We start from the raw sequence: 13,573 nt of genomic DNA on the forward strand, positions 1-13,573 counted from the left end.
AGCGGCAACGGTCGGCGACGGGGCAGACGTCGCAGCGGGGCGCTCGGGCGGTGCACACGAGGGCACCGAGCTCCATCGTCGCGGCCGCCCACCGGTGCGCGTCGTCGGTGGGCAGCAGCGCCTGCGCCAGCCGCCGCTCGGCGGCCGTGACCGACGTCGACGGGTACGCCTGACCGAGGACGACCCGCGCCAGCACGCGTCGGACGTTCGTGTCCATCACGGCATGCCGTTGGCCGAACGCGAACGAGGCGACCGCCGCGGCCGTGTACTCGCCGACACCGGGCAGCGCGAGCAGCGCGACGTGGTCGTCGGGCACCCGTCCGTCGTGCTCGGTCGTGATCGCGACCGCGGCCGCGTGGAGGCGCAGCGCGCGTCGTGGGTAGCCGAGCCGGCCCCACGCCCGCACGGCCTCGCTCGACGGCTCCGCGGCGAGGCCAGCGGGCGTCGGCCAGCGCTCCATCCACGCCTCGAAGACCGGCAGCACCCGCACGACCGGGGTCTGCTGCAGCATCAGCTCCGACACGAGCACCGGCCACGGCTCGGGGAGCACCTCGGCCGTCCCGCGCCACGGCAGGTCGCGGGCGTGGTCGTCGAACCAGCCGACGACGGCGCCGTGGAGTCCGGCGAGGTCGTCGGGGAGTGGAGCGGACGGGGTCGGCATGGCGCGTCGATCCTCGCACGCGCGTCCACGCGAACTACCCTCGGAGCGTGAGCACGCGACCGACCCGCCGTCCGTTGCCGCGGGCGATCTACTGGCGTCGTCGCTTCCTCCTCCTCGCCGTCGTGCTGCTCGTGGTCTGGCTCGTGGTGAGGCTGTGGCCCGGCGGCTCGGACGACTCCCGTCCTGCCGCAGCGCCCTCCCCGAGCGCCTCGGCCAGCGGGTCGGCCACGGCCTCGCCGACGCCCAGCCCGACACCGTCACGGTCGGCGCAGAGCGACGCCCAGGTGACCCTGACGGCCACCAGCACCGCCTGCACGCCGGAGTCGGTGCGGATGACGCCCACGGTGCCCGAGGACCAGTCGGCACGGCAGGCCGTGCGCGTCGAGCTGCTCATCTCCACCACCGCCAAGAAGGGCTGCACGCTCGACCCGGGCGACACCGACCTCATCGCCGTGATCAAGAGTGGCGACACCGCCGTGTGGGACTCCACGGTCTGCAAGACCGCCCTGCTCGACGAGCCGGTGGCGCTCAGCCCCGGGTGGGCGACGGCGGCGTCGGCGCGGTGGTCGGGCCGCGGCTCCGGGCCCGCCTGCTCGCCGCGCGAGGGCTGGGCCTCGCCGGGCACCTACACGCTGCGCATCGGCACGCTCGGTGGCGAGCCGGGGGCCACGACGTTCAAGCTCGTCCAGCCGAAGCCCAAGCCGAGCCCCTCCCCGACGCCGAGCGCGAGCGCGTCGGCGAAGCCGTCCGCCTCGGCGAGCCCCAGCCCGAGCGCGTCGCCGAGTCGGGACTGAGCCGGCTCCTCCGCGTGGCTGGCCGCTGCGGCTGGCGCGATGTCCGGTCTTCAAGAGGGCCTCGACCGGTAGCGGGCCTGGGGGTGGTTCCGGGCCTCGGGGGTCTGGTCGGGGCTCTCGGGTGACGCACGATTCTTCTTTTCTGCGTTCTGGGGCCACCGTTCTGCGGCGATGGCGGGCGGGGCGCGGTAGGGATTCTTCCTTCGCGTGGAACGGTCCACGCGAAGGGAGAATCTCGCGTCACCCCAACGCAAAGGGCAGCCACGATTCTTCATTCACGCGTGCGAGGTCGAACGCGTCTGCGTTCCCGACGGGATCCCGTAGGAATCGCAGCATCTTTGGACTCTCAGCGCACGAACGCAGAATCCTGCGTCCACCCCGAGCCCGAGCCGCAGCCCGAGACCCGGGACCAGCGCCGATGCCGACCGCCCGGTCGAGGCCCTGTTCGGAGACCACCCCCAGCGAAGGCCGAGGCAGCGCAGCAGCAGGACGAGACCGACCGCAGGCAGCGCACCAGCAACCCCAGACCCCCTGCGGCAGCGCACCAGCACGACGAGACCCCCCCGAGGCAGCGCACGACAAAGCCCAGACCCCTTGCGGCAGCGCACCGGCAAGGTCGCGACGACCGGCAACCTGCAAGCGACCCTCCGCGCGCAGGCGCAGGCAGGTCGAACGTCAGACGTACCGCTCGAGGATGCTCGACTCGGCGAGACGCGACAGGCCGTCGCGGACCCCGCGGGCGCGCAGGTCGCCGACGCCCTCGACGGTCTGCAGGTCGTCGATGCTGGCCGCGAGCAGCTTCTGCAGCGTGCCGAAGTGGTCGATGAGGCGGTCGATGACCGTCTGCGGCAGTCGGGGCACGCGGGCGAGCAGTCGGTAGCCGCGCGGTGCGAGCGGGTGGTCGAGGGAGTCGCCGGCGCCGATGCGCAGCGCCGTCGCCACGCTCGTGAGGTCCACGAGCTCCGTCGAGTCGATCTCGGCGAGGTCCTGCAGGACGGTGCTGACCGCCCGGCCCCGCCGGCCCGACGGCATGTAGTCGCGGATGACGAGCTCGCGCTCGGCGTCGACCCCGCTGATCAGCTCCTCCAGCTGCAGGGCGAGCAGGCGACCGTCGGTGCCGAGCTCCAGCACGTACTGGTCGATCTCGGCGGCGATCCGGCTGACCATCTCCAGTCGCTGGGCCACCGCGGCGACGTCGCGCACGGTGACGAGGTCCTCGATCTCGAGCGCCGACAGCGCGTCGGACACCTCGTCGAGGCGGCTGCGGTACCGCTCGAGGGTGGCGATGGCCTGGTTGGCGCGACCGATGATGGCGCCGGCGTCCTCGAGCACGTGGCGGGTGCCGTCGAGGTAGAGGGCGATGATGTGCATCGACGCCGACACCGAGATGACCGGCAGGCCGGTTTGGCGGGCGACGCGGTCGGCGGTGCGGTGCCGGGTGCCGGACTCGTCGGTCGGGATCGACGGGTCGGGCATGAGGTGCACGGCGGCCTGCAGGATCCGCTGCGCGCCGGAGTCGAGGATGATCGCGCCGTCCATCTTGGCCAGCTCGCGCAGACCGGTGGCCGTGAACGGCACGTCGAGCGCGAAGCCGCCCGTGCTGAGCGCCTCGACGACCTTGTCCTGCCCGAGGACGATGAGCGCACCGGTGCGGCCGCGGAGGATGCGCTCGAGGCCCTCGCGCAGCGAGGTGCCAGGCGCCACCGCCGCGAGGACGGTGCGCAGGTCAGGTCGAGGGGCCACGGGCGACAGTGTAGGGGGAGGGTCCAGGTTCAGGAGGGCTCGACGCGTCCACGCGCGCTCGGCAGGGCCAGCACGGCCGCCACGACATCGCCCACCTGTGTGATGCGCAGCGACGCGGGAACGTCGTCGAGCCCCTCGGAACGGGCCGGGACGATCGCGGCGGTGAACCCGAGGCGCGCGGCCTCCCGCAGTCGCTCGGCGGTGTGCCGCACGGGCCGCACCTCACCGGCGAGCCCCACCTCGCCGAGCACGACGAGCCCGGCAGGTGCCACCCGGTCGGCCTGGGCCGAGGCCGCCGCGACCAGGACCGCGAGGTCGACGGACGGCTCGACGAGACGCGCGCCGCCGACGGAGGCGGTGTAGACGTCGTGGCGCGAGAGGTTGACGCCGCAGTGCCGGGTGAGCACGGCGAGGATCATGGCCACGCGCGAGGAGTCGAGGCCGCTGGAGGTGCGCCGCGGCGACGGCGCGTTGGTCTCGACTGCCAGCGCCTGCACCTCCGCCAGCAGCGGACGCCGCCCCTCCATCGTCACCGTGACGCAGGTGCCGGGGACGGGCTGCTCGTGACGGCTGACGAACAACCCCGTCGGGTCGGGCACCTCGACCAGGCCCGAGTCGGCGAGGTCGAAGCACCCGATCTCGTCGACCGGACCGAACCGGTTCTTCACCGCCCGCAGGAGCCGCAGGCGCGACGCGCGGTCGCCCTCGAACTGCAGGACGACGTCGACGAGGTGCTCGAGGACGCGGGGCCCGGCGACCGCACCGTCCTTCGTGACGTGGCCGACGAGCAGGGTCGCGATGCCCTCGCTCTTCGCCCGCTGGATGACCGCGGACGCGACCTCGCGCACCTGGGTGACACCGCCGGGGACGCCGTCGACGTCGGCCGAGCCGATGGTCTGCACGGAGTCGACCACCAGCAGGCTCGGTCGGACCTGCTCGACGTGGGTGAGCAGCGCGCCGAGGTCGGTCTCGGCGGCGAGGTAGAGCTCGTCGTGGACCGCGCCCGTCCGCTCGGCGCGCAGCCGCACCTGGCCGGCCGACTCCTCGCCGGAGACGTAGAGGGTGCGCCGACCCTGCCGCGCCCACCGGGCGGCGAGCTCGAGCAGCAGCGTGGACTTGCCGACCCCCGGCTCGCCGGCCAGGAGCAGCACGCCGCCGGGCGTGACCCCGCCGCCGAGGACGCGGTCGAGCTCACCGATGCCCGACGAGACCGCCCGCGACGACTCGACCTCGACCTGCGTGATGGGGCGCGCGGGGGTGACGGTGGCGGCGGGCGCGGTCCGCCCGGCACGGGCCGACGGCGACGCGACGTCGACGGTGCCCCAGGCCTGGCACTCGCCGCACCGGCCCACCCACTTGCTGGTGGTCCACCCGCACTCGGCGCAGGCGTAGACGGGCTTGGCGACCTTGGGCGCCTTCGCGGTGGGCATGCGTCCCACCCTAGGTGCGACGTCCGACAGCGGAGCCGGTCGCTCCCCAGGCGAGCGAGCCGCTGGCGGCGGTGCGAGGGCTCAGATGCGGACGACGCCGTTCGGGGTCTCGAACGAGACGCTCATGATGCCCGGCAGGCCGTGCGGCGCGACCCACTCGACCGCGATCTCCTCGAGCGCGTCCACGGCGGGCTCGCCGAGCCAGTCGGACAGGCGGTGGGGCGAGCCGGCCATCTCGATGGCGGTGAGCGCGATCTCCGACGGCGCCATCTGCGACGGGTGCTCCTCCGGCGGCACGTCCCAGCACGTGACGTACGGCAGCTGCGGGTCGGCCTTCATCCCGCTCGTGCCGATCTGGCGCCACTCCAGGTTGAAGCCGTCGGGACGACGACGGTTGCCGGGCACCGCGTGGCGACCGATGCGACGCTCCACCTCGGTCATGTCGTCGACCGACACGCACCAGGCCATCCAGCCTCCACCGGCCTCAGAGCGCTGCCGGACGACCTGCCCGAACGCCGCCTTGTCGGCGGCGGGGTGGTCGAGGACCTCCACGACCTCCACGTACTGACGGTTGCGGAGCGGGAGCACCATGTTGCGGGTGCCGAAGCGCGGGTGCGCGCCGCCGTCGAGGAACGTCGCGCCGAGAGCCGCGGAGAGCTCGGCCACGGTGGCGTCGAGGCCAGCGGGGCCGGCGGCGTACGAGAGGTGGTCGAGGTGCATGGGCCATTCTTGCCAGACGGCCCACGTCTCCCGACGACCGGGGTCCACCAGGGCGAGGTGCGAGGTCGTCATCGCCGGCTCACCTCCGGGCCGCAGCGGTCGCGGGGTGGACGTTCGGGGCACCCGCTGCGAGGTGGTCCTCGCACTGGCGCTCGAGCTCGGCGTAGCCGGCCTCGCCCATGAGGGCGACGAGCTCGGCGCGGTTGCTGACGTAGACCGGCTCCTGGCCCACGTGCGCCTCGGTGTTGGAGGAGCAGTACCAGTCGAGGTCGTGGCCGCCCGGTCCCCAGCCGGCGCGGACGTACTCGCCGATCTGCACCTCCGAGTAGCTGGTGCCGTCGCCGCGCTCGACGTCGCGGAACTGACGGCGCAGCGGCAGCTGCCAGCACACGTCGGGCTTGAGGGTCAGGGGCTCGACGCCCTCCTCGAGCGCGAGGCCGTGCAGCGCGCAGCCGTAGCCGCCCGCGAAGCCGCGGGGGTTGTGGAAGACGCACGCGCCGTCGAGGGCGCGCGTCTTGCGGTCGCCGTCGTCGTCGACCTCGGTCCAGGCGCCCTGCAGGGGCTGCGGGCCGTCGGGGTGGCGGTACCAGCGCTCGGGCGTCAGGCGCTCGACGGCGCCGGCCACCCGCGTCTCGTCGTCGGCGTCGGCGAAGTGCGCGCCGAGGGTGCAGCAGCCGGCGTCGGGGCTGCTCGCGTAGATGCCCGCGCAGCCGGCGCCGAAGATGCACGTCCAGCGCGACGTCAGCCACGTCAGGTCGCAGCGGAACACCTCGTCGACGTCGTCCGGGTTCGCGAACTCGACCCACGTCCGCGGGAGTCCCAGGTCGACCTCAGGCATGCCTCCACTCTACGAACTGCCGGGGGAGCCCGGCCCGACGGGCGGCGTGGGAGGATGGACGCATGCGCATGGGCGTCCTCGACATCGGGTCGAACACCGGGCACCTGCTCATCGTCGACGCGTACCGCGGCGGACCCCCGCTGCCGGCGTACTCCTTCAAGGAGCCGCTGCGTCTGGCCGAGCAGCTCGGTGACGACAACTGCGTCACCGACGACGGTGTCGCCCGCCTGGTCAAGTACGTGGGCGAGGCGAAGGCCGAGGCTCTGGAGCGTGGCTGCTCGAGCATCGTCGCGTTCGCGACGTCCGCCGTGCGCGACGCCGACAACGCCGACGCCGTCCTGGCCGCCGTCCGCACCGCCACGGGCGTCGACCTCCGGGTGCTCCCCGGAGAGGACGAGGCCCGCCTGACGTTCCTCGCCGTGCGTCGCTGGTTCGGCTGGTCCGCCGGTCGGCTCGGCGTGTTCGACATCGGCGGCGGCTCCCTCGAGCTGGCCGTGGGTGCCGACGAGGAGCCGACGGTCGCGCGCTCCGTGCCGCTCGGCGCGGGCCGCCTCACTCGCGAGTGGCTCGCCGAGGGTCGCGGGCACGACGAGCTGCGGCTGCACGCCCGCTCGGTCATCGCCGACGTCGCGGGACCGCTGCTGCGCGGCGGCCACTTCGACCGCGCGGTGGCCACGAGCAAGACGTTCCGGTCGCTCGCACGCATGTGCGGAGCCGCACCGTCCAGCGAGGGCCAGTACGTGCGCCGCGTGCTGCGCCGCGCCGACCTGCGCCCGCTGATCTCGGAGATCGTGCACCTCGACGTCGAGGAGATCGCGCAGCTCCCGGGCGTCTCCCACGACCGCGCGCACCAGATGGTCGCGGGTGCCGTGGTGGCGGAGGCGGCGATGGACCTGTTCGGCGTCGACGAGCTCGAGATCTGCCCGTGGGCGCTGCGCGAGGGCGTGCTCCTCGAGCACCTGGCGCACCTCTGAGCATGGCCGCCCCCCTGCGCGTCTCCCTCTCGACGTCCTCGGTCTACCCGGGCACGACGGCGAGCGGCTTCGAGGCGGCGTCGCGGCTCGGCTACGACGGCGTCGAGGTGATGGTCGGGATCGACGAGGTCAGCACCGACGCCGAGGCGTGCCTGTCCCTGTCGGAGTTCCACGAGGTGCCGGTGGTCTCGGTGCACGCGCCGACGCTCCTGCTCACCCAGCGGGTCTGGGGCACCGACCCCTGGGGTAAGCTGCAGCGCAGCGCCGAGATGGCGCACACCGTCGGCGCGTCGGTCGTCGTCGTGCACCCGCCGTTCCGCTGGCAGCGCGAGTACGCGAAGGGCTTCGTCGAGGGCATCGCGGCGCTGGAGGACGAGCACGACCTGGTGTTCGCCGTCGAGAACATGTACCCGTGGCGCACCGGCAAGCGGGAGTTCCACGCCTACCTGCCCGACTGGAACCCCGTCGGCGAGGACTACGCGCACGTCACGCTCGACCTCTCCCACAGCGCCACTGCGGCCGACGACCCCGTCGCGATGGCTCGTGATCTGGGGGAGCGGCTCGCGCACGTGCACCTCGCCGACAGCACGGGATCGCCGAAGGACGAGCACCTGGTGCCCGGTCGGGGCACGCAGCCGTGCGTGGAGTTCCTGCGCGAGGTGGCCGCGTCGTCGTTCACCGGTGAGGTCGTGGTCGAGGTCAGCACCCGCAAGGCGGTCGACCTGCAGGAGCGCGAGGCCGACCTGCTCGAGGCGCTCGCGTTCGCCCGCGAGCACGCCGCCCGCTGACCCGCCACCCCGCTGAGTGTGACGTTTCCGGGGCGGATCGGTCGTTCCCACCCCCGAAACGTCACACTCAGCGCGGTGGGGAGGAAAAGGACGTGGAGGGGGAGGCTGTAGTCGGGCAGGATCTGGGCATGATCACCGTCGACCAGCTGCTCGCCTTCGGCGTCGCCGCGCTCGTCCTCATCGCGATCCCTGGCCCGAGCGTCGTGTTCGTCATCGGCCGTGCGCTCGCCTACGGTCGCTCGGTCGCCCTCGTGACCGTCCTCGGGAACTCCCTCGGCCTGCTCGTCATCGTGCTGCTCGTCACCGCGGGCCTGTCGGTGCTGCTGGAGCGGTCGATCCTGGCGTTCACCGTCGTCAAGCTGGCCGGCGCGGCCTACCTGGTGTGGCTCGGCGTGCAGGCCGTCCGCCACCGCAAGCAGCTCTCGATGACCGACGTCGACGGCACCGCGACCCGCGCGCCGCTGCCGCTCCCGACGGCCCTGCGCCAGGGGTTCGTGGTGGGGCTCACCAACCCGAAGGCGTTCATGATCTTCGCCGCCGTGCTGCCCCAGTTCGTCGACCGCGGTGCCGGTCACGTCCCGGTGCAGATGCTGCTGCTCGGACTCGTCGCCTTCGCGATCGGCCTGGTCAGCGACGGCGTGTGGGCGGTCGTGGCCAGCGCCCTGCGCTCCTGGTTCGCCCGCTCGCCCCGCCGCGGCGAGGCCGTCGGCGCACTGGGTGGCGCGTCGATGGTCGGGCTCGGCGTGGCGCTGGCGGTGACGGGCCACCGGAAGTAGGACGTCCTCGACCTACGTCGTCGGTGCCGACCTCCCCAACCGTCCGGCCAGCACCGAGCCGACCACGAGCTGCATCTGGTGGTAGATCATCAGCGGCAGCACCACGAAGGCCACGACGTCGCTCGGGAAGAGCACCGTGGCCATCGGCAACCCGCTCGCGAGGCTCTTGTTGCTCCCGCAGAACAGCAGCGCCACCCGGTCGCCGCGGTCGAACCCGACCAGCCGGCCCCACGCGGTGCACCACCCGAGTCCCAGGGCGAGGAGCGCGGCCGCCAGCACGGCCACGACGGCGAAGTCGTGCAGCGGGACGGCCGACCAGATGCCGGCCTCGGTGCCCTCGCTGAACGCGACGTAGACGATCAGCAGGATGGTCGACCGGTCGAAACGCTTGAGGCCCGTGTCGTGACGCTCGACCCAGGCCCCCACGAGCGGTCGCAGCAGCTGTCCGAGCGCGAAGGGGGCCAGCAGCTGCAGCACGATCCGCAGCACCGAGCCCGCGTCGACGCGCGCCTCGCCGCCCATCAGGAGCGCCACGAGCAGCGGCGTCATCAGCACGCCCAGCAGGTTCGACGTCGACGCGCTGACGACCGCCGCCGCGACGTTGCCGCCCGCGAGCCGCGTGTAGACCACGCAGCCCTGCACGGTCGACGGCACGAGCGTCAGCAGCAGCAGCCCGGCGGCGAGCTGCGGGGCGAGCCAGGAGTCCGGGAGCAGCCGCGTGCCGAGACCGAGCACCGGGAACACCACGAACGTGACGCTGAGGATGCTCAGCTGCAGCCGCCAGTGCTTGAGGTTGCGCACCGTCTCGGCGGTCGAGAGTCGCGCGCCGTACAGGAAGAAGAGCAGCCCGATGCCCACGGTCGAGACGGTGCGCACGACCTCGAACGTCGTGCCGGTGGCCGGCAGGAACGAGCCGAGGGCCGCGGCGCCGAGCAGGAGCACGAGGAACGGGTCGAGGCGGCGCACGGCCCCGACGGTACGCCCGCACCCGCCGGCGACCGCGGCGCGGCCTAGGGTGGCGCCATGAGCGGCACGACGACGGACGCCCAGCCCGACGGCACCCAGCCCGAGGGGACCGATCCCGACCGCATCGCCATCCTGGGCGGCGGGGTGATGGGCGAGACGCTGCTGTCGGCGTTCGTCGCGTCGGGCCGACGTCCCGGCGACCTCGTCGTGAGCGAGAAGCTCGAGGAGCGCGCCGCCGACCTGCGCGCCCGCTACGGCGTGCAGACCACCGACCCCGCGACGGCAGTCCAGCGGGCCGCCGTCGTGCTCGTGGTCGTCAAGCCGCAGGACGTCGCGGCGCTCGTGCAGGCGATCGCCCCGCACGTCGACCCGTCCGCCACCGTGCTGTCCCTCGCGGCCGGCGTGCGGATCGCCACCTACGAGGACGCTCTGGCCGACGGCGTCGCGGTGGCCCGCGCGATGCCCAACACCCCCGCCGTCGTCGGGGAGGGCATGTTCGGCGTCTCGCCCGGACGCGCCTGCGACGAGGAGCGTCTGGCCGCCGCGGTCGGGCTGCTCGAGACGGGTGGCCGCGTGGCGGTCGTGCCGGAGGAGCAGCAGGACGCCGTCACCGCCGTGTCCGGCTCGGGCCCGGCGTACGTGTTCTACCTGGCCGAGGCGATGATCGACGCCGGCGTCGACGCCGGGCTCGACCGCGACACCGCGCGCACCCTGACCGAGCAGACCCTGCGGGGTGCTGCGGCACTGCTCGCCGACTCCGACGACGAGCCCGCCGAGCTGAGACGCCGGGTCACGTCGCCGAACGGCACGACGCACGCCGCGATCACCACGTTCGACGAGCACGGGGTCGACGAGGGCCTGCGCGCGGGCGTGCGGGCGGCGGCGCGACGCTCGGCCGAGCTGTCGGGGTCGTAGGCTTCGACCATGCCGGACCGCGCCCCGCACGGACCCGCCGACGAGGCGGAGCAGACCCCTGGCCAGGCCACAGGGGGGCCCTGCCTCGTCTTCGACGACCGTCTCACCGGCTACGACTTCGGTGCCGCGCACCCGATGGCGCCGGTGCGCGTCGACCTGACGATGGTGCTCGCGGGCGAGCTCGGCGTGCTCGACCACCTCGAGGTCGTCGGTGCCGAGCCGGCCACCGACGAGGAGCTGTGCACCGTGCACACGCCCGTCTACGTCGAGAAGGTGCGCAAGCTGTCGGTGCACCCCACCCACGCCGACCCCAGCGTCGGGCTGGGCACCGAGGACAACCCCGTCTTCGGCGGCATGCACGACGCCAGCGCCCTGATCGCCGGTGCCACGCTGGAGGCCGTGCGGCGCGTGTGGACCGGCCAGAACACGCACGCCGTCAACGTCTCGGGCGGCCTGCACCACGCCATGCCCGGCTCGGCCAGCGGGTTCTGCATCTACAACGACCTCGGCGTCGGCATCGCCTGGCTGCTGGCCCAGGGTGCGCAGAAGGTCGTCTACCTCGACGTCGACGCGCACCACGGCGACGGCGTCCAGGCGATGTTCTACGACGACCCGCGCGTGCTGACCATCTCGATCCACGAGGGCCCGCAGTCGCTGTTCCCCGGGACCGGCTGGTCGACCGAGACGGGTGCGGAGGGGGCCGAGGGCACGGCGGTCAACGTCCCGCTGCCGCCCGGCACGTCCGACGCCGGCTGGCTGCGCGCGTTCCACGCGGTCGTGCCCGACGTGATCCGAGAATTCGGCCCGGAGATCATCATCAGCCAGCACGGCTGCGACTCCCACATGGACGACCCGCTCACGAACCTCATGCTCAGCGTCGACGGGCAGCGCGCGTCGTACCTCGCCATCCGCGACCTCGCGCGGGAGGTGTGCGGCGGCCGGTGGGTCGCCACCGGTGGCGGGGGCTACGCCGTGACCGAGGTCGTGCCGCGGGCGTGGACGCACCTGCTGGGCATCGTCGCCGACCACGACGTCGACCCCGAGGCCGCGACGTCGCAGGGCTGGCGCGACCACGTCGAGCGGCTGCGGGGCGTGCGCGCGCCGCAGCGGATGACCGACGGCCGCTCGGCCTCGTTCCGTGCCTGGGAGATGGGCTACGACCCGGCCAGCTGGCTCGACCGCAACATCCTCGCGGCACGCACCGACACCTTCCCGCTGCTCGGTCTCGACCCGCACCTCTGAGCGTCGAGGGACCGGCACGCGGTCCTGGACCCGGGTCGGACGTCCCGATCACACAGGTCTCGTGGAACTCGTTCCGTCTCGGCTATCCCTGGAGCCCCAGGAGGCACTACGCTGCGAGCACGAGCCGCGCCGACTCCCGGAGGGGAAGCCGGGGGTGCGCGGTGCCCTGGAAGAGGTGAGGACCATGACTGCAGGAACGACCTTCCTGACCGTCGCGGAGGTCGCTGCGCAGATGCGCGTCTCCAAGATGACCGTGTACCGGCTCGTCCACAACGGCGAGCTGGAGGCCCTGCGCGTGGGCCGGAGCTTCCGCGTGCCCGAGCAGGCGGTGCGCGAGTACCTCCAGAAGTCGTTCTACGAGGCCGGCTGAGTCGGTCCGTCCACCGTCGCGTAGGCTGGTCCTCCGCCAGTACCGCACCGAGTAGAGGTTTGTTTCGTGGGTTCAGTCATCAAGAAGCGTCGTAAGCGGATGTCGAAGAAGAAGCACCGCAAGATGCTCAAGCGCACCCGCGTCCAGCGCCGCAAGCTCGGCAAGTAGGCCCCATGGGGCGGGTCGTCCTCGTCACGGGGGTCTCCGGGACCCTCGCGTCGCGCGTCTCGCGACACCTGGCCGAGCTCGGCGCGTCCGCCGGCATCGACCGGGTGGTCGGGATCGACCTGCGTCCCCCCGTCGGTGACCTCGGCGGGGTCAAGTTCGTCCGCGCCGACATCCGCACCCCGGTGGTGGCCAAGGTCATCGCCGTCGAGGACGTCGACACCGTCGTCCACCTCGACCTCGCCCCCGCGAGCCACCGCTTCGGCGGCGGTGGCGGCGTGAAGGAGCGCAACGTCATCGGGACGATGCAGCTCCTCGCCGCGTGCCAGCGGTCCGCGACCGTCGCCAAGCTGGTCGTCGGCTCGTCCGCGGCCGTGTACGGCTCCTCGTCGCGCGACCCCGCGCTGTTCCGCGAGTCCGACTCCGCCCGCGGTGGCGTCCGCACCGGGTTCCCGAAGGACGTCGTCGAGGCCGAGTCGTACGTGCGCGGCTTCAGCCGACGTCGGCCCGAGATCCTCATCACGACCCTGCGGGCCGCGCAGACCCTGCACCCGCAGATCGAGAGCCCGCTGCACAGCTACCTGCGCAACCCGCTCCTGCCGGCGGTGCTCGGGTTCGACCCGCGCCTGCAGTTCCTGTCGCTGCACGACGCGCTGAACATCATCGCCGAGGCGGTGACGAAGGACCGTCCGGGCACCTTCAACGCGGCGGGGCCCGGGGTCCTGCTGCTGTCGCAGATCGCCCGCCGGCTCGGCAAGCCCACCGTCCCGTTGCCCGCGATCGGCTTCGGTGCCGCCGCCGCGCGGGTCGTGCGCAGCATGGGCGGGGAGATCTCGCCCGACCTGCACCGTCTGCTCATGCACGGTCGGGCCGTCGACATCTCCGCCCTGCGCGACATCTTCGGCTACGAGCCGACGGCCACCACCGAGGAGGTGTTCGAGGAGTTCCGGGCCGCGCAGCGTCCCGGGGTCCTGGCACGTCTGGGAGGTCACGGATGAACGACGAACGTCGCACCATCGGCACCGACGGCGCCGCGGGCCGGGGCACGCGCGGGGGTTCGCCGTCGTCGGGCGCACGCTCCCTCGCGGGCGGCAAGGCGGCGCCGCGCAAGCCCGTCCGGAAGGCTGCGGCGTCGTCGACGACCGAGAGCAGCGCCACCAAGCCCGGCCGCGCAGCCAAGCCCGAGACCCC

Annotated in this window: 16 protein-coding genes; 10 read left to right on the forward strand and 6 right to left on the reverse strand. The window is 73.2% G+C overall.

Translation table 11 applies throughout. The features are described from left to right. Nucleotides 1-661, reverse strand: a 661-nt coding sequence (locus tag NH339_RS14310) for an A/G-specific adenine glycosylase (RefSeq protein ID WP_253026515.1), incomplete at its 3' end; no start/stop codon positions are given. Between the two features lie 47 nt (nt 662-708). On the opposite strand from NH339_RS14310, the gene NH339_RS14315 reads away from it, so the two are divergent. Beyond that, complete coding sequence (locus tag NH339_RS14315) at nt 709-1,455, forward strand: hypothetical protein (RefSeq protein WP_253026517.1); 747 nt, start codon at nt 709-711, stop codon at nt 1,453-1,455. Nucleotides 1,456-2,130: 675 nt separating this feature from the next. Here NH339_RS14315 and disA read toward each other — a convergent pair. The 4 genes from disA to NH339_RS14335 all read right to left on the reverse strand — a co-directional run bounded on the left by disA (nt 2,131) and on the right by NH339_RS14335 (nt 6,186). Continuing rightward, nucleotides 2,131-3,198 carry a DNA integrity scanning diadenylate cyclase DisA gene (gene disA, locus NH339_RS14320; RefSeq protein ID WP_253026519.1) on the reverse strand — a complete coding sequence of 356 codons (1,068 nt, stop codon included), beginning with the start codon at nt 3,196-3,198 and terminating at the stop codon, nt 2,131-2,133. A gap of 29 nt (nt 3,199-3,227) precedes the next feature. Then, entirely contained in the window at nt 3,228-4,628 is a 1,401-nt protein-coding gene (gene radA, locus NH339_RS14325; RefSeq protein ID WP_253026521.1) for a DNA repair protein RadA, read from the reverse strand. Nucleotides 4,629-4,709: 81 nt separating this feature from the next. Continuing rightward, nucleotides 4,710-5,348, reverse strand: coding sequence for a VOC family protein (locus tag NH339_RS14330; RefSeq protein WP_253026523.1), 639 nt, complete (start codon nt 5,346-5,348; stop codon nt 4,710-4,712). Nucleotides 5,349-5,427: 79 nt separating this feature from the next. After that, the gene (locus NH339_RS14335) at nt 5,428-6,186 is read right to left on the reverse strand and encodes a hypothetical protein (protein ID WP_253026524.1); all 759 of its coding nucleotides are present in this window, start codon (nt 6,184-6,186) and stop codon (nt 5,428-5,430) included. 62 nt (nt 6,187-6,248) lie between these two features. Between NH339_RS14335 and NH339_RS14340 the strand changes: the two genes are divergently transcribed. From NH339_RS14340 to NH339_RS14350, 3 genes are all read left to right on the forward strand, one after another. Beyond that, the gene (locus tag NH339_RS14340) at nt 6,249-7,160 is read left to right on the forward strand and encodes a Ppx/GppA family phosphatase (protein WP_253026526.1); all 912 of its coding nucleotides are present in this window, start codon (nt 6,249-6,251) and stop codon (nt 7,158-7,160) included. Nucleotides 7,161-7,162: 2 nt separating this feature from the next. Further along, nucleotides 7,163-7,948, forward strand: a complete 786-nt coding sequence (locus tag NH339_RS14345) for a sugar phosphate isomerase/epimerase (protein ID WP_253026528.1) — start codon at nt 7,163-7,165, stop codon at nt 7,946-7,948. A 128-nt stretch (nt 7,949-8,076) separates the two neighbouring features. Next, nucleotides 8,077-8,724: a LysE family translocator gene (locus tag NH339_RS14350; protein ID WP_253026530.1), complete on the forward strand. Its 648-nt coding sequence runs from the start codon at nt 8,077-8,079 to the stop codon at nt 8,722-8,724. Between the two features lie 12 nt (nt 8,725-8,736). Here the strand turns inward: NH339_RS14350 and NH339_RS14355 are convergent, their stop codons facing one another. Continuing rightward, nucleotides 8,737-9,690, reverse strand: coding sequence for a bile acid:sodium symporter family protein (locus NH339_RS14355; RefSeq protein WP_253026532.1), 954 nt, complete (start codon nt 9,688-9,690; stop codon nt 8,737-8,739). 57 nt (nt 9,691-9,747) lie between these two features. Here NH339_RS14355 and proC point away from each other — a divergent pair, with 57 nt between their 5' ends. The 6 genes from proC to NH339_RS14385 form a co-directional block, all read left to right on the forward strand. Next, on the forward strand, nt 9,748-10,605 hold the full coding sequence (gene proC, locus NH339_RS14360) for a pyrroline-5-carboxylate reductase (RefSeq protein ID WP_253026534.1): 858 nt from the start codon (nt 9,748-9,750) through the stop codon (nt 10,603-10,605). Nucleotides 10,606-10,614: 9 nt separating this feature from the next. Continuing rightward, nucleotides 10,615-11,847 carry an acetoin utilization protein AcuC gene (locus tag NH339_RS14365; protein WP_253026536.1) on the forward strand — a complete coding sequence of 411 codons (1,233 nt, stop codon included), beginning with the start codon at nt 10,615-10,617 and terminating at the stop codon, nt 11,845-11,847. A gap of 184 nt (nt 11,848-12,031) precedes the next feature. Then, nucleotides 12,032-12,217 carry a helix-turn-helix domain-containing protein gene (locus NH339_RS14370; RefSeq protein ID WP_067861267.1) on the forward strand — a complete coding sequence of 62 codons (186 nt, stop codon included), beginning with the start codon at nt 12,032-12,034 and terminating at the stop codon, nt 12,215-12,217. A 66-nt stretch (nt 12,218-12,283) separates the two neighbouring features. Beyond that, a complete protein-coding gene (locus NH339_RS14375) occupies nt 12,284-12,385 on the forward strand; it encodes a 30S ribosomal protein bS22 (RefSeq protein ID WP_012359487.1) in 102 nt (33 codons plus the stop codon). 5 nt (nt 12,386-12,390) lie between these two features. Next, complete coding sequence (locus NH339_RS14380) at nt 12,391-13,380, forward strand: NAD-dependent epimerase/dehydratase family protein (protein WP_253026538.1); 990 nt, start codon at nt 12,391-12,393, stop codon at nt 13,378-13,380. After that, on the forward strand, nt 13,377-13,573 hold a 197-nt coding region (locus tag NH339_RS14385), incomplete at its 3' end, for a hypothetical protein (protein ID WP_253026540.1). The genes NH339_RS14380 and NH339_RS14385, both read left to right, overlap by 4 nt.

The organism is Aeromicrobium sp. CnD17-E (assembly GCF_024124745.1).
Classification (GTDB): domain Bacteria; phylum Actinomycetota; class Actinomycetes; order Propionibacteriales; family Nocardioidaceae; genus Aeromicrobium.